This is a genomic window from Bacillus sp. ABA4_010, from assembly GCF_056159105.1.
In genome coordinates this window covers 3,568,672-3,594,444 of record NZ_JBSWUN010000003.1, presented here as the reverse complement: position 1 = coordinate 3,594,444, position 25,773 = coordinate 3,568,672, and the positions used below count along the sequence as shown (strand labels likewise).

Sequence of the window (25,773 nt, the reverse complement as noted above, 5' to 3'; positions counted from 1 at the left end):
TTTTACTATCGCATGAAAGAAGTGATTATATGTTCTCTTACATTGTACGAAGGATTTTAATGCTGATACCGGTATTGCTTGGCTTATCACTTGTTGTCTTTTTTATGATTCGCGCCATTCCAGGCAACCCGGCCCAAGTAATTTTAGGACAGCTGGCAACGAAAGAAGCCATTGAAGCACTCACGAAAGAGCTAGGGTTGGATCAGCCCTGGTATACTCAATATTTTCATTATTTAAGTGGATTGCTGACAGGTGACTTAGGGGATTCCCTTCGCACAAAATCACCGATTATTGAAGAAATGGTTCCATATTTAGCTGCGACATTGGAGTTAGCGGTTGTCGCTTTATTCATTGCTGTATTTATCGGAGTTAATGCGGGGATTATTAGTGCATGGTTTCAAAATTCATGGTTTGATTATGCCGCCATGCTTTTAGCGTTAATTGGCGTGTCTATGCCGATCTTTTGGCTCGGCTTAATGGAGCAGTGGGTATTTTCCATTCAGTTGGAGGCTCTGCCGACTTCCGGAAGAGAAGATGTGCGCAATCCAGTTGAAGCGATTACGAACCTTTATCTTATCGATACACTCATTCAAGGAAGAACCGATCAATTTATGCAAGTACTGCAGCATTTAATACTGCCAAGCTTTGCATTGGCAACTATTCCAATGGCTATCATTGCCCGTATTACTCGTTCGAGCATGCTTGAAGTAATGCGCTCTGACTATATTCGTACAGCAAGAGCGAAAGGGTTGAGAATGTTTTGGGTCGTGTACAAGCATTCCTTAAAAAATGCTGTTATCCCGATTATTACAATTATCGGTTTACAATTAGGGCTTTTGCTTGGCGGTGCCATTTTGACGGAGACCATTTTCAGCTGGCCAGGAATTGGGCGTTACATATACGAAGCGATTGGCTTCCGTGATTATCCTGTTATTCAGTCAGGTATTTTAGTCATTGCCGTTATTTTCGTCTTAATTAATTTAATTGTCGACATTCTTTATGCGGCGATTGATCCGCGTATTAAATATAACTAGGGGGAACGCTCATGGCAGAATTAGCAAGAAATGATGCACCGTTAAATTCCACCGCCCAGCAAGATATGGCCGTTTCACCATGGAAAGAGGCGTGGAAAGGATTTCGGAAGAACAAACTGGCACTTGTGGGTGCTTGTCTTGTGTTATTTTTCATCGTATTAGCCATTTTCGCACCGCTTATTGCCCCGCAAGGCATTAACGAACAAGATTTAGCGAAAAGACTACAGCCGCCTTCGAGTGAGCACTGGTTTGGAACGGATGATTTTGGCCGTGACATTTTATCTCGTGTAATTTACGGGGCAAGAATTTCCTTATGGGTTGGATTTTTCTCTGTTCTAGGTTCGGTTGTTGTAGGGACGATTCTTGGGATTGTTGCCGGTTATTATGGTAAATGGGTGGATACGTTAATCTCCCGTATTTTTGATATTATGCTGGCGTTTCCAAGTATTTTGCTGGCGATTGGAGTAGTAGCGGTATTAGGACCATCTTTACAAAATGCACTCATTGCTATTGCCATCATTAACATTCCAAATTTCGGGCGTTTAATCCGTTCAAAAGTATTAAGCGTCAAGCAAGAAGAGTACATTATGGCGGCAAAGGCTATTGGAATGAGTGATGCGCGAATTTTATTTTCGCACATTTTGCCAAACAGTATGACACCGATTATTGTTCAAGGAACGCTCGCGATTGCCACAGCGATTATTGAAGCAGCAGCACTTGGATTTTTAGGGCTCGGTGCGCTCGCCGAATCCTGAATGGGGGAAAATGTTGGCCGACTCAAAGCAATTTTTAGTACAAGCCCCTTGGACGATGATTTTCCCAGGCTTGGCTATTATGCTTGTCGTACTTGGATTCAACTTAATGGGCGACGGCCTTCGAGATGCATTGGATCCACGAATGAAAAGTTAAGGAAATACCGACATGGACCTTGGGAAAAGGTCCATTTTTTATGCGCCTTGTTCAAAAATTCTTTATGATCAAATAACTAGAAAATATAATAAATAGTGTGTTGGTATAAAAAGGAGGAGAGGGCGAATGGCAAAAGGATGGCACATGCTTGTCATCGTAGTGATGGTATTTCTATCGGCGAGTTTGTATAACAGAGAGGCGTTAGCCGCATCTGAGGGGAAAATCGGCGTCATTTTTTCAAAAGCAAGCGAAGATTACGCTCTCATCTCAAGACCAGAAGGGGTATACAACAACCGGAAGGTCGATGCAAAAGAAATATGGTCTCCTATTTTAGAAAAAGAGGAGAAACTGTATGCCCTCCTGCAGGAGAAAGGTTTCCATGTGGAGAAGGTGACCGACCAAGATTTGAAAAGTGCTTCTGTGCTTAGGCAGTATGAAACGCTCGTGTTTCCGCATACCGTTCTTATGTCAAAGGAGCAGAGGGCGAGTGTGAAAGAGTACATTCGTAACGGAGGCGGTGCCTTGTTTATTTATGGAACCGCCCGCAATGAAGCGACGAAAGTACCGAGGGAAGGTCAATTGGATTTTTCTCCGCTCATTTATGATACGAAAACGTGGATTTGGGAGTGGGACAATTTAACGGAAGTGTTTCAAGCTGGTTTCATCAACGACGTTGTCGTGAAAAATACGACATTAACACAAGCGAGTACTCATCCGATTATCCAAAACACGCTGAAAGCTTTAGGACAATCGAAGCTCTCTATCCATAACAACCGAGAAGGCGGCGAATGGATTGAAGTACTTCAGCCTTATAAGGGAGCAAACGTAACCCCATTGCTGACGTATGAAAGCATCGGGTTCTCGAAAAAACCCGAACATGCTGCAAAAGGAACGAATGCCTCGTATGCGATTGAATATGGGAAAGGTCGTGTCGTTTGGTTCGGTTTTCGAGCATTTGATTATGTCGGCATTCCATATCCGCTTACATATGAGAATAAGATGTATGATGGATTACAAGGGGAAGAGGAGATGGAGGCGCTTTTGGAACAATCCCTTCTTTGGACAGCGGCGTCTCATTCCACCAATCAGCCTGTTAATCGCCGAGTAGCCATTTCTTTATCTGATGTAAAAGCCTATGCACGACCTACTGAGTATGCAGTTTACGGAACAGCAACAGTCCAGAATACGGGCAATGTACCGTCAAGAGGAACGATGGTAGTAGAAGTGATAGCACCGAATGGAAAATCATTGGCGTCTTATAAAAAGCATTTAGTCGGCTTAACGCCAGATACGTCTTCTTATTCGAAATATCCGGAGAAATTTCATCTTAGTTTGCCGAAAAATCCGACGGATGGGCGTTATGAATTAAAAGTCACATACCGTTTCGGAAGTGAAGGGCAAGAGGTACTGCAAACAGATGCCACGAAAATGTATTTAAACATTCAAGGCAACCAAACGAAAAGCATTGTGAGCACCGGAACATTTAAGGACGTTCCGTGGACGCATTGGGCGGCAAAGGACATTTATAATTTGTCGTACCTTGGTATTATTACCGGTTATCCCGATGGTACGTTCCGACCGAATTATAAAATTACGAGATTGCAAGGAGCCCAAATGCTAGCGAGAGCGCTCAATGCTTCGTTAAGTTCTTCGGCAACATTGAATGCCTCTGACTTGAAGGCAGGGGCCTATGGCTATGAAGCCGCCGCGTATGTGGTTAATAAAGGAATATTAGACTTGAAAAACGGGCAATTCCGTCCAAATGATTATTTAAATCGCGGAGATATGGCCAAAGCGCTTGTGACCGCTTTTCGTTTGAAAGGCGATACGAAAGAGGCATTCCAAGATGTATCAGCACAGTCTCCGCTGAGAGAGTTTATCCATATACTAGCAGCTAATGATGTGACAACCGGTTATCCCGATGGTACGTTCCGTCCAAATGAATTTGTCACCCGTGTGCAGTTTTCGGCGTTTGTTGATCGGGCTCTCCATGTAATAGAATAATTAAAATATAAGACGATGAAAGTATACCGTTTTCTTTCTGTGAAAGGAGACGGTATTTTTTATGGCCAAAAAGAATGATAGACGGCATTTTTTTATTAAGTAACATAGAGTGGAGATAGTTAATATAAGGGGTTCTGGCGGCTCAAAAACGTTTATATTAAAATGTCTGAAAATATTTACAATTAATGGTGTATGTGCTATTTTAAATGTATAAAATATAACGTTTTTTTAAAAATTAATAAAAATTCGTTATAAAAAAGACTAACCTTCAAAAAGAACATGGTAGACATTCATCTTTGTAGGCGCTTCACGTGTTGCGGTGAACGAGAGGAGATTAAAAAGATGATCATGCATGAGGTTGAAACGTATTCACGGGAAAAATTAGAAGAGATGCAGCTCACACGTTTAAAAGAAACAGTAAAAAGAGTGTATGACAAAGTGCCCTTTTACAAGGAGATGTTTAAGAAATTAAATGTAAGCGCTGACAGTGTTCGGACACTGAATGATATTCAAAAGCTTCCGTTTACGAAGAAAACAGACTTACGTGACAATTACCCGTTCAATTTATTTGCGGCAGACATGAAAGAGATTGTTCGGTTACATGCTTCGTCTGGTACAAGTGGCAAGCCGACAGTAGTTGGGTATACCAAAAACGATATCGACCACTGGGCAGAAATTGTGGCGCGTGCCATTGCGCTAGCAGGAGGAGAGCCTGGCGGAGTGTTTCATAATGCATACGGATACGGCTTGTTTACTGGTGGATTAGGCTTGCATTATGGGTCAGAAAAACTTGGGATGGCGACTGTCCCGATTTCTGGAGGAAATACGGAACGGCAAATGACGATTATTGAAGATTTTCAACCGAGTGTTATTGCAGGGACGCCTTCCTATGTGCTGAAAATTGGGGAAGAAATGGAGGCGATGGGGAAAAATCCGAGAAACAGTTCGTTAAAGTTCGGGATATTTGGAGCGGAGCCGTGGTCGGAAGAAATGCGGAAAGTCCTAGAAGAGAAATTTAGTATTAAGGCATGTGACATTTACGGATTAAGCGAAGTCATGGGACCTGGTGTAGCAATGGAATGTCATGAAGCGCAAGATGGCTTACATATAGCGGATGACCATTTTATCGTGGAAGTAATTAACCCCGACACGCTTGAACCGGTGGCAGAGGGAGAAGAAGGCGAGTTAGTGTTTACAAGTTTAACGAAAGAGGCATTTCCGGTCATTCGTTATCGCACAGGAGATATTGCGTCCATTACGACCGAAGCCTGTCGATGTGGGAGGACGACAACAAGGATGTCCCGTGTAAAAGGACGAATTGATGATATGCTCATTATAAGAGGGGTAAATGTTTTTCCATCTGAAATTGAACATTATTTAATTCAAGTTGAAGAACTTGTTCCTCATTACCAAGTTCGTTTGCGCCGCGAGGGTTCGTTAGATACGCTTGAACTTCATGTTGAAATTAAAGAAGAGATATACCGATTGGTTAATGGTAATATGGAGCACGAGCATATTCGCCAAGTGATGAAAAAAGTGCAGCATTCTATGAAAAATAACTGTTTAGTAAGCATGAAGGTCAACGTGCTTGCTCCAAGAAGCATTCCACGGTCGGAAGGGAAAGCTGTTCGCATTATTGATGAACGAAAGGCAGAGCTTACAATATAAAATATTAAATTTTTAGAATTTATTTGCTTTTCTATATAACATTAATTTATAATAACGTTATAAAATTGTTATAAAAGGAGGGGAAGACGATGTCTAATCTCATACAAACAATAACTGAAGAAGAAAAAATGGAGCAATTTATTCAGCGAATTGAAGCAGGTGAGAAAATCGAAGCCGATGATTGGATGCCTGATGAATATAGAATGGCCCTTGTAAAATTAATCTCCATGCATGGAATTAGCGAAATAATGGGAGCGCTTCCAGAGAAAGAGTGGGTACCGAAAGCACCGTCTCTTCGCCGCAAGCTTGGCATTATGGCGAAAGTACAGGATGAGATGGGGCATGGGCAACTGCTGCTTCGCGTAGCAGAAGATCTTCTAAAACCATACGGGAAAAACCGTGGTGATTTAATGGAAGACTTATTTAAAGGTGATTTGAAGTTTCATAATGTGTTTCATATGGAGACGAAAACATGGGGAGATGCAGGGTTAATTGGCTGGCTTGTAGACGGAGCCGCCATTATCACGCAAACGAATATGTTAGGGGCTTCTTACGGACCATACGCGAGAGCGCTCCAGCGCATTTGTGCAGAGGAAGTGTTTCATGCCCAGCACGGTGAAGCGATTATTATGGCGTTAGCCGAAGGAACCGAAGAGCAAAAGGCCATGATTCAAGAGGCATTAAATCGCTGGTGGGATGCGCTGCTTATGTTCTTTGGTCCTGCGAGCAGTGACACGACAGGCACATCCAAACAAGACGTTACGATTAAATATAAAATTCGTACAAAGACAAATGAGCAGCTCAGGCAGGATTTTTTCACAAAATATATCCCGAGGATTTTATCACTCGGTTTAACGATTCCGGACCCTGACCTTCGCTATGATGAAGAACAGAAGCAATGGGTATATAGACAGCCGGATTGGAATGAATTTAAAAAAATTATTAAAAATCAAGGTCCACGTTCTCAAGCACGTTTAAATCTCCGCAAAACATCGTATGAAAATAACGCTTGGGTAAGAGAGGCTTTGAGTGCAGCTATTAGATAACAAGCAGAAGGGGGGATGGGCAGATGGAAACCAACCATCAAACTTTTTATCAAGAGTATGAAGTATTCAGTAAACGTACACCAAGCTCTTCGTTTCAGCATCAATTCAGTTTGCTTGCACCGAATGCAGATATGGCGCTCATTATGGCACAGGAAAATTTTATGCGCCGTGAACCGGTTGCGGATATATGGATCGTCAAAAGAGATGATATTCGCGGGTTATCATTAGAGGAAAAACAGATTTTACAGCGACTCGATAATAAAGAGTACCGAACGACGAAAGGCTACGGATATTTAAAAAAGAAATGGCGTCATTACGAACAGCAAATGCTGGATGAAAAAGAGATTTTGTCATGGGCAGGGGGAGATAACAAATGAGTGAAGCGGCAAACACAATGAGCCCGGAATATAAAGAGGCATTAACAGAGCTGCTTCTTCAATTAGCAGACGATGATTTCCTTTTTGCGTATCGCGGCTCTGAATGGCTCGGGTTAGCACCTCATATTGAAGAAGATGTAGCGTCTTCTTCGATTAGCCAAGACAGCATGGGACATGCGGCAATGTTTTATAGCTTGTTAGAGGAACTTGGATTAGGCAAAGCGGATGACTTAGCCCATGCTCGTCCTGCGTCCGAAAGAAAGAATAGTATTTTAGTAGAGCGTGTCAACGGACCTGGTCATTATATGGAGGATCCTCAATACGATTGGGCCTATACGGTTGTAAGAAACTATTTTTATACGCAAGCGAAGAAAGTGAAAATTGACTCGTTAAAGCAAAGTACGTACGGTCCGCTTGCTGAGATTGCTGTCAAAGTGAATATGGAGCTGTATTATCATCTTCTGCACTGGAAAACATGGTTCGTTCAGCTTTTAAGTACGACAGAGGAAGCGAAGGAACGAATGCTGGAGGCAATGGAGAACGTGATGAGCGACTTTGCTGATATGTTTTCATTCGGTAAATATGGAGAGCAAATGAAGGCGCTTGGTTTAATCGAGGAAGAGCTTGTTTTGCAGGAAAGATGGGTAGCCTCTTTAGCTCCTGTATTTGAATCATTACATGTAGAACTTCCTAAGCTGACGAGCACTGTAAGCCAAAATGGCCGCAACGGAGAACATACGGAAGACTTGCAGTCGGCTCTTGTGACGTTGAGCGAAGTATACAATATCGATCCTGTTGCTCCTTGGTAATTAATTAGAAAAAGAGGTGTGAAAAATGATAGCACCCTTGCAGGTCACAAAAGAAGCAGTAGTGGCTATGTTGGAAACAGTGAAAGATCCTGAAATCGATACAGTAAGCATTATAGACCTTGGGATGGTCGAAGCGATTTCGATTAAGGAACTGGATGTGCACATTAAAATTTTGCCTACATTTCTAGGCTGCCCGGCGCTAGAAATTATTCGAAATAATATCGTCCGTGCGGTAAAAGGAATTCCTGATACGGAGGAAGTGAAAGTAGAGTTTATCACCTCTCCTCCGTGGACGTCAGACCGCATTACCGAAAAGGGAAGTGAAGGGTTAAAAGCATTTGGAATTGCCCCACCTCCAAGACAGATGAAAGAAGACGGCTCTTGGCATGTCGACTGTCCGTATTGCGGTTCGACTTATGTCACACTGGAAAATATTTTCGGTCCAACGGCATGTAGAAGCATTTTGTACTGTAAAAGCTGTAAAAATCCATTTGAGGCAATGAAGCCTATTTCAAATCTAATGTAAAGCGGGGAAAAAAACATGGTGAAAATGATAGCTTTATACAAACATCCTGAAAATAAAGAGGCATTTGACGAGCATTATTTCAATGTACATGCGCCCATTACAGAAAAAATTCCAGGTCTTCGCAAAATGGAGGTTACGAAAATTGTCGGCTCTCCAATGGGTGGGGAGGGAGAATATTATTTAATGTGTGAAATGTATTATGACGATCATGAGGCGCTGAAGCAAGGCATGCGTTCAGCAGAAGGAAAAGCATCAGGCAAAGATTTAATGGGATTTGCTGGTGAGTTAGTCACATTAATGATTGGTGAAGAAGTGAAATGACCGTGTTCCAATTCATTGAAACATCGATTGTGGAAAGAATTGGGATAATTGAACTGAATCGCCCGAAACAATATAATGCATTAAATCGCACGATGGTGCGGGAAATTGCCGAAGCAATGGAATCGTTCGACCAGCATGATGAGGTAGTGACCATTCTGCTCACAGGCAAAGGTCGCGCATTTTCAGCAGGGGCTGATATTGACGAAATGATGGATGATGATTCAATTCATCTAGAGCTTCTCAATCAATTTGCCGACTGGGATCGTCTTGCTTTCATTAAGAAGCCGATTATCGGGGCTGTGAAAGGATTTGTTTTTGGCGGCGGATTTGAACTAGCGCTATGCTGTGACATGGTCATTGCGGCAAGCGGCACAGAATTCTCGTTTCCGGAGGTAGGCATCGGTGTGATGCCAGGAGCGGGTGGAACGCAGCGTTTAACAAAGCTTGTCGGCAGAACGAAGGCGATGGAATGGCTGTTAACAGGAGATCGTATTCCCGTTGAGAAGGCGATGGAACATGGAATTGTTAATCGAATCGTGGCGCCCGAATTGCTTATGGAAGAAGCGCTGAAGTTTGCCGGAAAATTAGCAAAACAGCCTCCTCTTTCTATGCGCCTTATTAAAGATTCCGTCAACAAAGCTGTTGATTATTCTTTATATGAAGGCATGCAGTATGAGCGAAAGAATTTTTATCTATTATTCTCCTCACAAGATCAAAAAGAAGGAATGCAGGCTTTCACACAAAGGCGAAAACCGAATTTCAAAGGGAGATAAGGAGGAGAAGCGATGTTTGAAACTGTCCGTTACGACGTCAAAGATGGGGTGGCGTGGCTGCGATTGAACAGGCCTGATAAACTGAACGCTTTTATCGCTCAGATGAACCGTGAAATTAAAGAAGCGGTGAAAGAGGCTTCGCTGGACGAAGCGGTTCGCTCAATTGTCATAACAGGAGAAGGACGTGCTTTTTGTTCCGGTCAGGATTTATCGGAAGTGAGCGATGACATGGATCACGGTGAAGTTCTCCGAGAGCACTATGGTCCAATGATGAAACAAATTATGCAGTGTGAGAAACCGATTATAGCAGCTGTAAATGGTGTAGCCGCAGGAGCTGGATTTAGTTTGGCGCTTGCGTGTGACTTTCGGTTAGCTTCTGAAAAATCAAGCTTCATTAATGCATTCATTCACGTCGGCTTAATTCCTGATTCGGGAAATCTTTATTTCCTTCCTAGATTAATTGGACATGCGAAGGCAGCGGAACTTGCTATGTTAGGGGAGAAGATGTCAGCGGAAGAAGCGCTGCAACTGGGTCTAGTGACAAAAGTAATCTCGGTTGACCAATGGGGAACTGAAATTGAAAGCTTTGCTCTTCGTTTGGCAGCTATGCCAACGAAAGCTATCGGTTTAATTAAACGTTCTTTACATTTAGCAAATGACCTCCCTTTTAATGAATTTTTGGAGCGAGAAGCAGAAGGGCAGCGCATTGCAGGGTTAACAACAGACCATCGTGAAGGTGTAAGCGCCTTCTTAGAGAAAAGAAGACCAACTTTTACAGGAAAATAAAAGGAGTGGGAGAGACTATGTCAACAGTTCAAGAAGTGAAAGCGGGACAGCTTGCTATGAAGCGTGAATTTTATCATCTAATTATTAATGGTGAAAAGGTTGAAAGCAGCAGCGGAACGACGTTTAAAACATATAATCCTGCGACCGGTGAAGTCGTTGCAGAAGTCGCGAAGGCAACACAAGAAGATACAGAAAAAGCGATTCAAGCAGCTCGCCATGCATTTGATTACGGAAAGTGGAAGAAGTTCCCTGTTAATAAGCGTTCGCGTACATTAAATAAAATTGCCTCCATTATGCGTGCTAGATTTAATGAATTAGTAGAATTAGAGATTTTAGATACAGGAAAATCTCTTCATGCGGCACAAGGTCAAGTGATGCAAGCGATTGAAGACTTTGAGTTTTATGCAAGTGCCATTGTAGCCCATCGCGGCGAGGTTAATAACGTACCTGGACAATTCCAAAACTATACGGAAAAAGAGCCGGTAGGGGTTTGTGCTCAAATTATCCCTTGGAACTATCCATTGATGATGGCGGCGTGGAAAATTGCCCCAGCTATTGCCGTAGGTTGTTCAGTCGTTGTCAAACCAGCGTCTTTAACCCCACTTACAGCGATTATTTTAGGAGAAATTTGCCTCGAAGCTGGCGTACCGGAAGGGGTCGTCAATATCGTTCCAGGTTCAGGGTCAGAAGTCGGCAACTACCTTGTCGAACATAAGCAAGTCGACAAAGTGGCATTCACTGGTTCGACGCCAATCGGAAAAAACATTATGGAAAAAGCTTCACAAACATTGAAGCGTGTCACACTGGAACTTGGCGGGAAGTCCCCGAACATCGTCTTTGAAGATGCAGATATTGATGCGGCAGTAGATGGGTCTTTATTTGGTATTTTCTATAACACAGGTCAATCGTGTGAAGCGCGTTCTCGCTTATACGTACATGAAGATATTTACGATGAGTTTGTCAGTAAGTTTGTAGAAAAAACAAAGAAATTAAAATTAGGAAATCCTTTTGATAAAGAAACGCATGTTGGTGCAATTATCGATCAAGGTCAACTGGATGTGATCGACGGTTATGTGAAATCGGCGATAGAAGACGGGGCAGAAATTTTAACAGGCGGTCAAGCAGCTAAAGTGGAAGGATTTGAACATGGTTTTTGGTATGAGCCGACCATCATTGCCAATGTAAACCACGATATGAAAGTCGTCAAAGAAGAAATTTTTGGCCCAGTGGTTGTCATGATGAAATTTAAAGACGAAAAAGAAGCCATTAAGCTTGCCAATGACACAGAATTCGGATTAGGTTCTGCTGTTTGGTCAAAAGATGGAGCCCGAGCTACTCGTGTCGCTAATCAAATTCAAGCGGGTATCGTCATGGTAAACTGCCCATTTTCTGCGTTCCCAGGCACACCGTTTGGCGGTTATAAGCAGTCTGGCTTTGGACGTGAACTATGCATTGAAACACTTGATTTATATACGGAAACGAAAAGCATCATCTCTTATTATGGAAGCCGTCCGCTAAATCCATTCGGCTTGTAATGGCATGATGGGGCTGACGAATGCGCCCTAACACTTGTAAAAATGATGGTTTTTCTTTTTGATTCAAAGTGGAACCGTTATCAAAACTGTTGATATCATCAGATTTTCATAACGGTCCATTTTGCTGAGGTTGTCTGAAAAGAGATGATGTTGCCCTTTTCAGACAACCTTTTTGTCTAAGTATGTGTCTAAAAGGAGGAGAACAATGATTAACAACATTGTAGTAATAGGCTCAGGTGTGATGGGAAAAGGCATCGCCTATGTGGGAGCTGTCGGGGGTTATTCGGTCACTTTAGTGGATGTGAATGAAGTGGCTTTAGGAAATGCCCAAAATGAGCTTAACGGCCTTTTTGAAAAAGGAGTGGCACGCGGCAAGCTATCTGTGGAAACCGTACAATCGGCTCAAAATCGTTTAACCTATTCTTCTAGCTTGCAAGAGGCTGCTAGCAACGCTGACTTAGTCATTGAAGCAGTTCCGGAGAAAGTGGAAATTAAAAAACAAGTATTTGAAACATTAGAAGAACACGCCCCCGCTCATTGTTATTTTGCGACGAATACATCGACGATGAGTCCAACAGAGATTGCTTCATACGCCAAACGTCCTGAAAAGACGATTGCTATGCATTTTTTTAATCCAGTACATAAAATGCCGCTTGTAGAAATCATTCGCGGATTGGAAACAAGTGATGAAACGGCACAAATCATTAAAGAAACAGCAGAGAAAATGGGAAAAGAGACAGTGGTCATCAATGAATTTCCTGGTTTTGTGACGAGCCGCATTAGCGCATTAGTTGGAAATGAAGCTTTTTATATGCTGCAAGAAGGTCTAGGGACACCTGAAGAAATTGATAAAGCGATTAAGTTAGGACTGAACTATCCGATGGGTCCGTTTGAGTTAGTTGATTTAGTTGGATTGGACGCTCGTTTGAATAACTTAAAGTATCTACATGAAAAGTTAGGCGAAAAATATCGCCCAGCTCCGCTGCTAGAGCAATACGTAAAAGCAGGCCGTCTTGGCCGCAAGACGGGCAAAGGTGTGTATGATTACACAAATAAAGAAAAAGAGGCGATGAAAAAATGAAAGAAGTAGTCATTGTAGATGCGGTTCGAACACCAATTGGCCGATATAATGGAGCATTAAAAAGTATCCGTCCAGACGATTTAGGGGCCATCGTCATTAAGGCGCTGATTGAACGGAATCCTAATTTGCCGGCTGCGGATATTGAAGAAGTAATTTTTGGGAATGCGAACCAAGCGGGAGAAGATAACCGAAATGTGGCGAGAATGTCGGCTCTACTAGCGGGTCTTCCGGTTGAAGTAGCGGGAACGACGGTGAATCGGTTGTGCGGATCAGGGTTAGATGCGGTCATGTATGCAGCAAGAGCCATTGCTGTAGGGGAAGGAGAGATTTACATTGCTGGGGGCACTGAAAGTATGACACGTGCGCCTTTTGTGATGGCTAAACCGGATAAAGAGTTTCCTCGCGGCAGTATGGAATTACAAGACACGACGATTGGCTGGCGTTTTACGAACAAAAAGCTTGAAGAGATGTACGGAGTGGATACGATGCCAAAAACGGCGGAAAATGTAGCGGAGCGTTTTAATGTGTCGCGCATGGACCAAGACGAATTTGCATTAGAGAGTCAGAGGCGAGCGCAAATGGCCATGGATGAACAGCGCTTTGTTGAAGAAATCGTGCCAGTTGTCTACAAAGATCGAAAAGGAAATGAAATCGTCGTTGATACAGACGAACATCCCCGCCCTGATACAACGTTGGAGAAGCTCGGAAAATTAAAGCCATTGTTTGCTGGCGGAACGGTTACAGCTGGCAATGCCTCAGGTGTGAACGATGGAGCAGCGGCGTTACTAATCATGAGTGCTGAGAAAGCAAAAGAGTTAGGATTAACACCATTAGTGAAATATGTCGTTGGTGCGACAGCAGGACTTGAACCAGCCATTATGGGACTTGGCCCGATTTTTGCGACGAGAAAAGCGTTGAAGCGTGCTAATTTAACGATAGAAGATATCGGGTTAATTGAATTAAACGAAGCATTTGCTTCCCAAGCATTAGAATGCATTCGCCAGCTGGAGTTGGATCAAACAAAAGTCAATGTGAATGGAGGGGCGATTGCATTTGGTCATCCACTTGGAGCGAGCGGAGCCCGTATTTTAACAACCCTTATTCATGAAATGAAAAAGCGGGATACACAATACGGACTTGCGACAATGTGTGTCGGTGTTGGGCAAGGGATTGCAACCATTGTTGAGAATGTAAAGGCATAACGAAGAGGCAGAAAAGGTCCTTATTTAGTGCAGCTAAGTAAGGACTGTTTGCTGAAAACACATATGGTGAAAAGGAGTGCAGGAGAATGTCATCCATTTTATATGAAGTGCGAGACCAAATAGGGTATGTCACAATTAATCGACCTGACGTGCTTAATTGTTTTAATTATGAGACGCTACAGCAACTGCAAGAGGTTGTGACCGCCATTCATCATGATTCGGAAGTAAGAGTCACTATTTTTACAGGAGCAGGAGAAAAAGCGTTCAGCGCAGGGGCCGATTTGAAAGAGCGCAAAACATTGACGGAAACAGAAGTGAGAAGAAATGTGAAAGCGATTAGGGATGTCTTTAACAGCATCGCCTCTTTGCCACAGCCGACTATTGCGGCAGTAAACGGCTATGCTTTTGGAGGCGGGTTTGAGTTAATGCTTGCATGTGATTTTTCCATTGCGGTAGAAGAAGCAAAAATGGGGCTGACAGAAACGAGCTGGGCCATCATCCCAGGAGCAGGCGGGACGCAGCGTTTACCGCGTTTAGTTGGAGAAGCAAAGGCGAAAGAGCTTATTTTTACTGCGCGAAAAATTTCTGCGACTCATGCGTATGAATTAGGCATTTTAACGAAGGTCGTCAACAGAGAGAACTTAATGATAGCTTGTGAAGATTTTGCCTGCGAGATGATGAGAAATGGTCCCATTGCTTTAAAACAAGCGAAATACGCCATTACAAATGGGATGAATGTGGACTTACAGACAGGTTTGTCTATCGAAGCGAAGGCTTATGAACTCACAATTCCAACAGAAGACCGTTTGGAAGCGTTAACAGCTTTTAGTGAGCGCCGTTTTCCAAATTTTAAAGGAAAATAATAGTTGCGATTATTGAGAAAAGTTAGATATGATAGTATTAAATCTTTAGTGCGTTACTGTAAACATGAGCAGGCGGTGCAAACAGAAAGAGTGATTGAGAAGTGAGTGCAAATACACAATCAATGATTTTTACGATTTATGGAGACTATATTCGTCACTACGGCAACAAAATTTGGATTGGCAGCTTAATTCGTCTATTGAAAGAATTTGGGCATAACGAGCAAGCGGTGCGCGTAGCCGTTTCCCGCATGTTAAAACAAGGCTGGGTCCAGTCTGAAAAACAAGGGAATAAGAGCTATTATTTTCTCACAGACCGTGGTGTTAACCGAATTGAGGAAGCGGCGCGAAGAATTTTCAAGCTGAATCCGCATGAGTGGGATGGTAAGTGGAGAATTTTAATGTATACCATTCCAGAGGAAAAAAGACAAATTCGAGATGAGTTTAGAAAAGAACTTTTATGGAGCGGATTCGGAAGCTTTGCCAATGGCTGCTGGATTTCTCCAAACAGCTTAGACAAAGAAGTGCAGCTTTTAATTGATAAATACGATATTGAATCGTATGTCGATTTCTTTTTAGCTGATTACAAAGGTCCGCAGAAAGATTTAGCCTTAGTTGAAAAAAGCTGGCCTCTTACAGATATTGAAGAAAAATACGAGCAATTTATTTCTTTGTACAGCAAAAAATATATTATCCACCAAAGTATTATTCAGCGAGGTCAGATGACAGATGCTGAATGTTTTGTGGAACGAACGAATCTCGTTCACGAATATCGTAAGTTTTTGTTCATTGATCCAGGTCTGCCGAAGGAGCTGCTTCCTTCCCGATGGAGCGGCAATCATGCGGCATTGCTATTCAGTCAATATTATAAACTGCTGGCAGAGCCTGCGAACCGTTTTTTTGAGGAGGTATTTCAGGCAGATAACGATTTAAGAAGAAAAGATGAATCGTACGATGCATCTGACCATCCTTTAATTAGCGAACAAATAAAAAATTCCTAGAGGAAAGCCTCCAGGAATTTTTTATTTATCGAGGATGTTTTTGAATTCATATCCTTTTTGGACATAGGAATCGATAGACAACTGAATTAATTCCAAATCTTTGTCAGTCACCTCACGGACGACTTTACCTGGAGACCCCATTACGAGTGAACGCGGAGGAATTTTTTTACCGGATGGAATGAGAGTATTGGCTCCTATAATGCATTCTTCTCCAATTTCGGCTCCATCAAGGATTGTCGAACCCATGCCGATAATGGAGCGTTGGCCAATTGTACAGCCATGCAAAATTACATTGTGTCCAATTGTTACCTCGTCTTCAACCGTTACGGGACATCCTTCATATAAATGGATTGTTGAGTTATCTTGAATGCTACAGCGGTTGCCAATTTTGATAGCGCCTTCATCTGCCCGTAAAACAGAGTTGAACCAAATGGTCGATTCCTTTCCAATGGTGACATCTCCAATTAAATAGGCACCAGGTGCAACAAAGACGCTTTCGTGAATGGCAGGGCTTTTTCCGTTATGAGAAATTAGCATACAGGTTCCTCCTTTTTATTAGTCGCAATTGTTTTTATATTGTTTCTATTATAACATTATTAGTAGTAGGAGGGGAAAAAATGAAATATTTATGTGAGCAATTGCAAATTATGTATCCAATCATCCAAGGGGGGATGGGGAATATCAGTAATGCTGTGTTAACGGCTGCCGTATCAGAAGCAGGGGGGCTAGGTACAATTGGCTGTGGAACGATGACACCAGAAGAAGTAGAAAATATTATTCTAGAAACCAAAAATCGGACGAATAAGCCATTTGCTTTAAATATTGCTCTTACCGTTTCGCCATTTGTTAAAGAGATGCTTGCACTCGTTATCAAGCATGATATCCCAATCGTGTCGCTTTCAGCGGGCAATCCGGCACCCATTATTCCGACTCTTCACGAACATGGAGTGAAGGTAATGGTGGTAGTGGCATCGGTTAAGCATGCACAAAAAGCGGCAGCGGCAGGTGCGGACGTATTGGTAGCAGAAGGGTATGAAGCAGCAGGGATTAATTCGAACTTAGAAATCACGACATTTACACTCATTCCGCAAATTGTCCGGCATGTGAATATTCCAGTCGTAGCAGCGGGTGGTATTGGTGATGGAAGAGGCCTAGCGGCCGCACTCATGCTTGGCGCAAGTGGGGTGCAAATGGGAACGCGTCTTATCGCGACAAGAGAAGCACCATTCCACCATGTTTATAAACAAGGGCTTGTCGAAGCGATTGATACAGATACAATGATCGTCGGGCGCTCTGTGGGGCGTGTGAGAAGAGTGCTCAATGTACCGTATGCGAGTAAAATGCTAGAAATGGAGAAAGAAGGCTTGACGCTTGAAGAATACAATGAGTTGACGTCGGAAAAACAGCACGTAACAGGAGCTATGCTAGGGAATTTAGAGAAAGGCTTTGTCAATAGCGGACAAGTTGCCGGATTGATTTCGGACATTCCATCTGTTCAAGAATTGCTAGATGGTATGATGGATGAAGCAAGGAAGAAAGTTGACCAAACAGCTTCTCAGTTGAATACACTAAATTATTAAATGTAGATAAACGGAAGATTCGCAGCCTTGTTTTGCGAGTCTTTTTTATTATAGGGAAATATCTTTTATAAAAAAGTAGAGAGAAAATATTTTTACAGAAATATGTGAATTTTATTTACAATTTTAAGGTCATGTGGTAATTTTAGTTAAAAATAATACAATTTTTACATATTCCGTTTTTAAAACGATTTATTATTTTTTAGTTATATAAATGCAAATAAAGGAGGTGATAACTAAAAAACATCGAATTTTATTAAGGTGCTGTCTAGTTGATAGATTAAGGGAGAACAAAAATAACAAATATTTTTTTTATTTCTATATTTGTTATAAAAAGGGGGAGTATGTATGGAGATGAATATTCATCAGTCTCAAGGCCGAAATGTAAACAAAGAAAAGATGACGTACACGTCGTTAGTTCAAACGGATGATTTTCAAGAACTGCTGAAAAGGAAAAAAGCGTTTATTTTGCCTATGACCTTGTTTTTCTTCGGCTTCTATTTTTTGTTGCCGCTGTTAGCTGCTTACACGAAAGTATTGACTTATGAGGTGATTGGAAGCATCTCTTTAGCGTGGATATATGCACTGTTACAATTTGTACTCGTATGGGTTTGCGGTATCATTTACATCAAAAAGTCTGAAAAGTATGATAAATTAGCAGATACTATTTTGGTGAACTATAAGGAGGAATTATAGTAAGATGAGTACATTCGCGTTAATGTTATTTCTAGGTATTATCTTTCTCACGCTGACGATTACATACCTTTCCTCCAAAAAAACGAAGAATGCCAGCGATTTTTATACAGCAGGCGGTGGACTCACTGCGTGGCAAAATGGGTTGGCGGTAGCAGGGGATTTTATGTCAGCCGCTTCATTTCTTGGTATTACGGGAGCCATTGCTTTAGTCGGGTTTGATGGATTTTACATGAGCATTGGAAACTTAGTTGCCTTTTTATTTTTGCTGTATCTTGTTGCTGAACCGCTTCGTAATCTAGGAAAATATACAATGGCTGATATGATCACAGCTCGTTTCAATTCAAAAAAAGTTCGGGGAATGGCAGCTCTTAACACATTGGTCATCTCCATCTTTTACATGATCGCTCAACTTGTCGGAGCTGGTGGATTAATTAAATTGCTTCTTGGAATTGATTATGCGTGGTCAGTATTGCTTGTTGGAGTGCTAATGACCATTTACGTTATTTTCGGCGGGATGACTGCAACGAGTTGGGTGCAAATTACGAAAGCGGTCTTGTTGCTTGTCGGTTCTTTCATTTTAACCTTCATTGTATTTGCCAAGTTTAATTTCAATGTAATGCACATGTTTGAGCATGTTAAGTCTGTAACACCTTTAGGAGATGAATTTTTGAATCCTGGGAATAAATACAAAAACGGACTGGACATGATTTCTTTTAATATGGCACTTGTATTGGGAGCAGCTGGGTTACCTCATCTTCTTGTTCGATTCTTCACTGTAAAGGACGCCTCTACTGCCCGTAAATCTGTTGTGTATTCCACTTGGTTTATCGGTGCTTTTTTCATCATGACTATCTTTTTAGGATTTGGAGCAGCTGCATTCGTCGGTTTTAATAACATTGTGGCAGCGAATCCTGCGGGGAACATGGCCGCGCCATTACTAGCCTTGACGGTGGGGGGAGACGTTTTATTCGCGTTTGTTTCTGCTGTTGCGTTTGCAACAATTCTCGCTGTTGTTTCAGGTCTTGTGCTTACATCTGCTTCGGCTTTTGCGCATGATATATACGGAGAAATCATTAAAGGTGGGAATGTGACTGAAAAGCAGCAAGTGCTTGTGGCCCGTGTTGCTTCGATTGGTGTAGCGGTCATCTCCATTTTACTTGCTTTGTTCGCTCAAAAGCTAAATGTGGCCTTTTTATCTGTATTAGCACTTGGAATTGCAGCTAGTGCTAATTTGCCGGTTATTTTATGCACAATTTATTGGAAGCGCTTTAATTCTGTTGGGGCCATTACAGGTATGGTGTTTGGGCTTGTCAGTTCTGTGACGCTTGTCCTTTTAAGTCCAAATGTGTGGAATCCGATTCCGGGAGCCGCCATTTTCACCGGAGATCCTATTTTTCCGATGATTAACCCTACTATTTACACAGTACCACTTGGTTTTCTCGGTGCTTACCTAGGAACGGTATTGTCTAAAGAAAAAGCGAATGAAGAAAGTTTTGCTGAAGTGCTGTTCAAATCCAATACAGGATATGGCATCAGTGCGGCGAAAGATCATTGATTGTCATACAGGGGACTACTTTTTTATGAAGTGTTGTTTAATAACATGCTAGATGAGTCTTTTGATGATAAATAGCAAAAAGGCGGCTGATATAAAGGCCGCCTTTTTATAGTGTGAATTATTTTTGGGGAAAGGAGAAATTGAAAAAAGCTGTTTCTATTCGTTCTCTTGTTCCTCTTGAATATCAAATTCATTCACTTCTTTATGATAGCTATGGAAGCTGTCAATAAGTTTGTCGAGGTGCTCTAATTGGGAGCTGTACTCAACAATTGCTGCGACGAGAGGGAAGAGGTGATAAACCATTTTGTTTTCTTCTTCATCTTCAAATAACTTATGTTTCATGAAATCATTAATGAGTGCCCGTTTGCTACTATACACTTCATTGACCATCGTTTCCGAGCATTGTGCTTTAATTTTTCGAACAAATTTCAGCATAATTTGTTCATGATAATTTAATAGACAATCCACCTCTGATTTAATTAGGTTTTGGAATGTCTGCGGCATATGATGCATGTCGTGTTCCAAACGGTGTAACAGCTTTAATGTTTCCAGCGCTCGTGTCGTTGTTACAATCATTTGACGAAAAAGAACGAGCTTTCGCGATTTAACGAAAATCTTATTCTTTTTATACGTCCGTTCTTCTTTATAGAGCGCAAATAGTTGCTCCATTTTCTGTACTTTTTCTTTAATCTTCTCAATATCTTCTTTCAATAACGTATGTTCAGAAGCTTGACGAATATTCATTCGTGTCCACTTAATAATCTCCTCGGTTGTATGAACAATTTTATAATAAAGCTTTGTTTCATATTTAGGAGGAAGAAACACGAGGTTGACGACAAACGCCGATAAAACGCCCAGCATGATAGTCAAAAAGCGGATGATGGCAAACTCGACGAATTGTTCACTCGTGTTTTCCATGATCGCAATTACTGTGACAAGTGCTAAGCCAATCGTATTTTCGATTTTTAACTTCAAATTAATCGCAATGACAATGACGGCTGTTAACCCGATGATGAACGGATTGTTGCCAAAAATTAAGACAAATATAATAGCTAAAACGGCTCCAATTACGTTTGATTGGAATTGTTCCAGTGCTGATAAATAAGAACGATAAATAGATGGCTGAATAGCAAATATAGCAGCAATCCCGGCGAAAACTGGAGAAGGCAAGTTCAGCTGCTGTGCTAATAAAATCGCAAGGGTGATGGCAATTCCCGTTTTTAAAATGCGGGCACCTAGTTTCATGTAAGGTCAAAATTCCTTTCCTCTAAAATAATCTTTAGTTAATTATTATCCCATTAAATTTAAAGTAAACAATAACATAATATACAAGGTTTAAGGTTTGATATCAAGAGAATAAAAAAGAAAAATCCCGCGAAATTGCGGGATTTTTCGAGTGTTCTCGACTACTTGAACGAGATGGATCATTCTGTTGAAACAGAAGGGTCTGCTTGTTCTTTCGTTGGAATGACTTGAAGAAAGTGCTGTTCCGGCTGCTGTAAGAATGTGTCGATGTCCTTCGCTTCTTCTTCTTGACCATGTGCTTGCAGCGCGTTTCGATAAATCGTTAAAAGTTCGGTTACATCACTTTTTCCTTTTTCATTTAATGGTAGAATGTTTACTTTCGCTCCTTTTGCAATTCGGCGCTGTAATGTTTCTTTTGTTAAGCCTAGTTTCGGCTGATGTCGCAAATATACGACACCGCCTGTCATACCTGCACAAATCCAAGGGCCTGGGTCGCCTAATACGAGTCCTCTTCCATTTGTCATGTATTCGAACGCAAAGCCTTTAATATTGGCGTTCCCACCAATATTGCCGTACTCTTTTTCTGGAATAGCACGCTGGATCTTTCCACCAATGATCATGTCTGCACCAGACAGGCGGATACCAGCTCTTGCATCAGCGTCGCCTTGCACAGCAAGCAGCCCTTTTTGGGCACCATATCCAAAGCCTTTTCCGACTGAACCGTTATAAAAGTTTCCGTCAGCTCCTTTTGATTTAAAGACAAAAATATTTCCGCCAATGGATGTTTTACCTGTTCCGTCTTGAGCTCCGCCCGTTACTTCAATATCAATGCCAGTACTATTGTAAGCGCCTAGTCCGTTTCCTGGAATGGAGCCCTTTTTGTACTGTAATTTAATGGTTGGAAGAGTACGGTAAGAGCCGTCCAAACGGTTGCGGACACGGTGGCAGGATACGCGGCTTCCGAGAATACGCTGTTCAGACGTCACAGCTTCATATTCGCGTGATTTTCCTAAGTTAGTAACATCAAAATCTAAATATTCTGCTCCGACAGCTGCGCTTAGTCGCGGTTGTTCGCTGCTTGCGGCAATTTCATGCTGAGCAAAAGGCTGGATATCTAATATTTTCAGTAAAGGTGTTAAATCCATTCGTTCTTTGCCGCGTGCTTGGGTAAGCAAATCAGAACGTCCGACAATATCTTGTAGGCGTTCAAACCCGAGGTGTGCTGTCAATATTTTTAGTTCTTCACCAAAGGCGGTAAATAAGTTCATTAATCCTTGAACAGCTCCGTCAAGCTGACGAGGGACAAATCGGCGAAGTCCATGCTCTTTGGCTTGTGCTTCTGATTCGATTTGTGTCGCAATTCCAACATGGCAAGTATCTAGATGACAGCCGCGACAGGTCGTGCAGCCAATTGCAATCATCGAAAGGGTACCGAAGCCAACTCGGTTTGCTCCTAACAGCATTACTTTAACAACATCAAGCGCACTTTTAATCCCGCCATCTGCCCAAATCTCGACTTGTTGACGAAGTCCGGCTTCTAATAGTGCATTATGGGCAGCTTTTACTCCAATTTCAACTGGCAGTCCTACATATTGCAGGGCATGAATCCGTGCAGCCCCAGTTCCGCCGTCAAACCCGCTTAATGTAATGATATCAGCTCCGGCTTTAGCGATCCCGACAGCGATTGTCCCGATATTTGGTACGACTGGTACTTTGACTGCCACTCTGGCCTGGTCATTGGCCGTTTTAAGCTCTGCTATCATTTGAGCTAAATCTTCAATAGAGTAGATGTCATGGTTATTAGACGGCGAAATTAAATCAGACCCAATTGTCGCATTTCGTGCTTCAGCGATCTTGGCTGTTACTTTAGAAGCCGGCAAGTGTCCGCCTTCTCCTGGTTTTGCCCCTTGCCCTATCTTGATTTCTAATAGATTAGAAGAATTCAACAGCTCTGCGTTTACTCCGAAACGTCCCGAAGCCACTTGTTGCCCTCTTGTGCGGGGGTATTTGCCGAGCATATCTTTAATTTCTCCGCCTTCTCCATTTAAGCTGACCATATTCAAGCGATTAGCCGCTTCGGCGTACGCGCGGAAGGCAATTTCATTTTGAGAACCGAATGACATGGAGGCAATGACAAACGGCAAACTGTGTTCACCGACCCCAATATCGACGTTTTCTGGTGCTGTGGTGGTGTTTCCAGGAACTAAATCTGTTAAGTGACGAATGGTGGTAGACTGATTTTCTTCCAGTTCCGTTAACTTTTCACGGTATGAATCGTATGAACCTGTTTGGGCGACTTCCCCAATTGCTTTCCATACCCGTGGAAATAGGTGGAATGTTTTTCTGAGTCTTGCTTTTTCGTTGCTAAAATCTTCCGCTCTTGCGATGGCATCTTCTTTTAAGGCATGAAGGTCATACTCCAGTTCAGCCGATCCAAAGAAATTCACAATATTCAGCAGAGAGGCAATATCTTCGTGAAGACCAATGGCAGAAAAAAGTCGACCATATCCTCTTAGTTCGTGAATTCCAATGGTTGAAATGACCTTCTCCAATCCTTTTACAAGGGATTGATATAAATTAATAACAGGTTGAGGGTCTTCTTCGCTGACTGTCGCAAATAGCAGATAAGGGCTAATAGCGTTCGCTCCTAATCCGTAAGCGACAATCACATCATGCAAAGAACGAATTGCACCTGAGCGAAGCAATAATGTACAGCTTCGACGAAGTTGCTTTTGAACAAGCGCTTGGTCAATAACGGACGTCACAAGATGCGGGTCTATCCATAAAAATCCGTCTTGATGGGCGTTTGTATCATCAATGATTACCAATGTTTTTCCGTCTTGTACAGCCTGAATCGCTTCGTTTTTCAGGCGTTCTAGTGCTTGTTCTAAAGATTCCTGTTCGGTGAAGGTTGCTGATAAGTAATGAGTGAGTTTCCTAGATTCATAAGCATGAACGAGTTGATGATAGGAAGGTTGCTCCAGCGTGGAGGAGCACTTATAACCGGTTTCTCCTTCAATTAATAGAGGAGATGAAAGTTCCACCACATAGCTTTCCTGCTCATGACCTGTTAGAGAAGGACGTTTGCCAATAATCGTGCGGGTTGAAAAATGTTCGGTTTCGCGATCGCGGTCAATTGCCGGATTTGTAACAACCGCCACACTTTCCTTAATGAAATCAGCCAAATTTTTGCGTGAAGAGTCAATAGCTGCCAGTGGTGCATCATGACCGAGTGAACGGATAGGTTCTGCTCCTTTTTCCGCCATTTGCTCAAGTAGTTGAATATGTTCGCGATCCCAGCCGAACGCTGCATATTGCCCATTCGAGACTTTAGGCATGCCTGTTTCGATAGGTGGTTTTTCGTAGGTTGGAGGTGTTAGGCGTTCCGCTTCGTTATTTAACGGAATGCGTGCTGCGAACCGTTTATATACTTCCTCTTGCAACGCAGAGTAGTAGTAAACGTCCATGTTGCCTTCATTGTTCCACTTAAGACCAACTTTTTCTCCTGGTGCTAAAGGTTTTGGTTCTGCCGCATAGAAATGGTTTGGAATAACCCCGGGCTCCGAAGAAAACAGGTAAGAAGAAGCTGTTTCCAATTTCCATAGCGGACGCAAACCAAGAGCGTCTACACTAAAGACCGCCTCATCTCCGTATCTTGAAATAATGCCAGCAGGTCCTTGGGCAAAGTGGCCCCAGCCTTCTCGAATATATGTGTACAAATTTTGCAGGTGTGAAGGGTATGATTTAATTTCATTTATGATAGGAGGGAACAAAATATCAACTGCTTCAAATAAAGAATAATTTTCACGAGCAATTAATGTTTGAATAATTCGGTCTAAATCTTGTGAATCACTGCCGCCTTTTGTTAACGGAACATTCATCATTTTTGCTTCATCGCGCAGTTTGGCAATGGTATTAATTTCTCCATTATGTCCAAGTAAGCTGAATGGTTGCACACGAAAAAAGCTTGTCAATGTGTTGGTAGAATAGCGATTATGTCCTAATGTCATGGTTGATGCGATGAGAGGGTTTTGAAGATCAAGATAAAAATGACGTAAAGTATTGCCAGCTCCCATGACTTTGTAGACAACGTAGGAATTACTTAAAGAAGCGACGTGCACATGCTCGTCTTCTTCTATTTCAATCATTAATTCGAATAATGTTTTTGACAAATTTTCAGATTGGTCTGCCGTCAAGGCAAATTGCCAGAAATAAGGTTCTTCATTCCGGGCGAGGGGACCTAATACTTGTGGGTTAACGGCATGAGTAGACTCATATAGGAATGTAAAAGCATGCTTGGAAAAAAGAGAGAGCAGTTTTGCTTTGACATCGGTTACATTAGTGTGTCTGGAGATAAAGATATGTCCAACCACAAAAGAAGGAGCATCTGCTAAGCTTGTATCGAGTCCCGCTTGGAATAGCTTTTCTTTCCATAGGGAATTCGGAAGATCCATGTGGAGGCCAATTCCGTCACCTTCGTCATTGACAAATCCAGCACGGTGGTTCATGGTTGTTAACGCATCAATACAGGTATCGATATTGGCTTTTGTCGGTTTTTTTGTTTTTTCAATGACTGATACAATTCCGCATGCATCATGCTCATGGTGATGGTAGTTTTTAAATAAACTTGGGGTCCACGTTGTTTGCATATCTTTGGCACAAAGTGTAAGAAGTACACTTTTCGCCGCTCACCTCCATCAAATCATGCTATATTCATTAAACATCTAGGGGAAACTAAATGTTTTAATTTTTCTGAATTCAATAAGTA

At 42.1% G+C, this 25,773-nt stretch carries 21 protein-coding genes and 1 pseudogene; 19 read left to right on the top strand and 3 right to left on the bottom strand.

Going from position 1 to position 25,773, the window contains the following annotated elements; all coding sequences use genetic code 11:
* Positions 1-29: 29 nt before the first annotated feature.
* From ACXAEO_RS18945 to paaX, 16 genes and pseudogenes are all read left to right on the top strand, one after another.
* Positions 30-1,034, top strand: a complete 1,005-nt coding sequence (locus ACXAEO_RS18945; protein ID WP_474883660.1) for an ABC transporter permease — start codon at positions 30-32, stop codon at positions 1,032-1,034.
* An 11-nt stretch (positions 1,035-1,045) separates the two neighbouring features.
* Positions 1,046-1,943, top strand: a pseudogene (nikC, locus tag ACXAEO_RS18940) (nickel transporter permease).
* A 126-nt stretch (positions 1,944-2,069) separates the two neighbouring features.
* Positions 2,070-3,947, top strand: a complete 1,878-nt coding sequence (locus ACXAEO_RS18935) for an S-layer homology domain-containing protein (RefSeq protein ID WP_474883657.1) — start codon at positions 2,070-2,072, stop codon at positions 3,945-3,947.
* A 342-nt stretch (positions 3,948-4,289) separates the two neighbouring features.
* Positions 4,290-5,615: a phenylacetate--CoA ligase PaaK gene (paaK, locus tag ACXAEO_RS18930; RefSeq protein ID WP_474883655.1), complete on the top strand. Its 1,326-nt coding sequence runs from the start codon at positions 4,290-4,292 to the stop codon at positions 5,613-5,615.
* Between the two features lie 89 nt (positions 5,616-5,704).
* Positions 5,705-6,661 (top strand): 1,2-phenylacetyl-CoA epoxidase subunit PaaA, encoded by a 957-nt coding sequence (paaA, locus tag ACXAEO_RS18925; protein ID WP_474883653.1) that lies wholly within the window; start codon positions 5,705-5,707, stop codon positions 6,659-6,661.
* A 23-nt stretch (positions 6,662-6,684) separates the two neighbouring features.
* Complete coding sequence (gene paaB, locus ACXAEO_RS18920) at positions 6,685-7,038, top strand: 1,2-phenylacetyl-CoA epoxidase subunit PaaB (RefSeq protein WP_474883651.1); 354 nt, start codon at positions 6,685-6,687, stop codon at positions 7,036-7,038.
* Positions 7,035-7,847, top strand: coding sequence for a 1,2-phenylacetyl-CoA epoxidase subunit PaaC (paaC, locus tag ACXAEO_RS18915; RefSeq protein WP_474883649.1), 813 nt, complete (start codon positions 7,035-7,037; stop codon positions 7,845-7,847). Before paaB ends, paaC begins: the two co-directional genes overlap by 4 nt.
* Before the next feature lie 25 nt (positions 7,848-7,872).
* Entirely contained in the window at positions 7,873-8,373 is a 501-nt protein-coding gene (paaD, locus tag ACXAEO_RS18910; RefSeq protein WP_474883647.1) for a 1,2-phenylacetyl-CoA epoxidase subunit PaaD, read from the top strand.
* Positions 8,374-8,388: 15 nt separating this feature from the next.
* Positions 8,389-8,694 (top strand): EthD family reductase, encoded by a 306-nt coding sequence (locus tag ACXAEO_RS18905; protein ID WP_474883645.1) that lies wholly within the window; start codon positions 8,389-8,391, stop codon positions 8,692-8,694.
* Positions 8,691-9,467 carry an enoyl-CoA hydratase/isomerase family protein gene (locus ACXAEO_RS18900; RefSeq protein WP_474883643.1) on the top strand — a complete coding sequence of 259 codons (777 nt, stop codon included), beginning with the start codon at positions 8,691-8,693 and terminating at the stop codon, positions 9,465-9,467. The genes ACXAEO_RS18905 and ACXAEO_RS18900 overlap by 4 nt, the downstream gene beginning before the upstream one ends.
* A 12-nt stretch (positions 9,468-9,479) precedes the next feature.
* Positions 9,480-10,253, top strand: a complete 774-nt coding sequence (locus ACXAEO_RS18895; protein WP_474883641.1) for an enoyl-CoA hydratase-related protein — start codon at positions 9,480-9,482, stop codon at positions 10,251-10,253.
* 17 nt (positions 10,254-10,270) lie between these two features.
* Positions 10,271-11,788 carry an aldehyde dehydrogenase family protein gene (locus ACXAEO_RS18890; RefSeq protein ID WP_474883640.1) on the top strand — a complete coding sequence of 506 codons (1,518 nt, stop codon included), beginning with the start codon at positions 10,271-10,273 and terminating at the stop codon, positions 11,786-11,788.
* Between the two features lie 205 nt (positions 11,789-11,993).
* The gene (locus ACXAEO_RS18885) at positions 11,994-12,869 is read left to right on the top strand and encodes a 3-hydroxyacyl-CoA dehydrogenase (RefSeq protein ID WP_474883638.1); all 876 of its coding nucleotides are present in this window, start codon (positions 11,994-11,996) and stop codon (positions 12,867-12,869) included.
* Positions 12,866-14,071 (top strand): acetyl-CoA C-acyltransferase, encoded by a 1,206-nt coding sequence (locus tag ACXAEO_RS18880; protein WP_474883635.1) that lies wholly within the window; start codon positions 12,866-12,868, stop codon positions 14,069-14,071. The genes ACXAEO_RS18885 and ACXAEO_RS18880 overlap by 4 nt, the downstream gene beginning before the upstream one ends.
* Positions 14,072-14,157: 86 nt before the next feature.
* Positions 14,158-14,934, top strand: coding sequence for an enoyl-CoA hydratase-related protein (locus ACXAEO_RS18875; protein ID WP_474883633.1), 777 nt, complete (start codon positions 14,158-14,160; stop codon positions 14,932-14,934).
* A 101-nt stretch (positions 14,935-15,035) separates the two neighbouring features.
* A complete protein-coding gene (gene paaX / locus ACXAEO_RS18870) occupies positions 15,036-15,932 on the top strand; it encodes a phenylacetic acid degradation operon negative regulatory protein PaaX (RefSeq protein ID WP_474883630.1) in 897 nt (298 codons plus the stop codon).
* A 21-nt stretch (positions 15,933-15,953) separates the two neighbouring features.
* Here the strand turns inward: paaX and ACXAEO_RS18865 are convergent, their stop codons facing one another.
* Positions 15,954-16,469, bottom strand: a complete 516-nt coding sequence (locus ACXAEO_RS18865) for a gamma carbonic anhydrase family protein (protein WP_474883628.1) — start codon at positions 16,467-16,469, stop codon at positions 15,954-15,956.
* Positions 16,470-16,549: 80 nt separating this feature from the next.
* Between ACXAEO_RS18865 and ACXAEO_RS18860 the strand changes: the two genes are divergently transcribed.
* The 3 genes from ACXAEO_RS18860 (at position 16,550) to ACXAEO_RS18850 (ending at position 19,760) form a co-directional block, all read left to right on the top strand.
* Positions 16,550-17,512 (top strand): NAD(P)H-dependent flavin oxidoreductase, encoded by a 963-nt coding sequence (locus tag ACXAEO_RS18860; protein WP_474883626.1) that lies wholly within the window; start codon positions 16,550-16,552, stop codon positions 17,510-17,512.
* Positions 17,513-17,857: 345 nt separating this feature from the next.
* A complete protein-coding gene (locus tag ACXAEO_RS18855; RefSeq protein WP_474883624.1) occupies positions 17,858-18,205 on the top strand; it encodes a DUF485 domain-containing protein in 348 nt (115 codons plus the stop codon).
* A 4-nt stretch (positions 18,206-18,209) separates the two neighbouring features.
* Entirely contained in the window at positions 18,210-19,760 is a 1,551-nt protein-coding gene (locus ACXAEO_RS18850; RefSeq protein ID WP_474883621.1) for a solute symporter family protein, read from the top strand.
* Positions 19,761-19,916: 156 nt separating this feature from the next.
* Here the strand turns inward: ACXAEO_RS18850 and ACXAEO_RS18845 are convergent, their stop codons facing one another.
* Both ACXAEO_RS18845 and ACXAEO_RS18840 read right to left on the bottom strand, forming a co-directional pair.
* Positions 19,917-21,005, bottom strand: coding sequence for an FUSC family protein (locus tag ACXAEO_RS18845; protein WP_474883618.1), 1,089 nt, complete (start codon positions 21,003-21,005; stop codon positions 19,917-19,919).
* 179 nt (positions 21,006-21,184) lie between these two features.
* Entirely contained in the window at positions 21,185-25,654 is a 4,470-nt protein-coding gene (locus ACXAEO_RS18840) for a glutamate synthase-related protein (protein ID WP_474883616.1), read from the bottom strand.
* Positions 25,655-25,773: the final 119 nt, after the last annotated feature.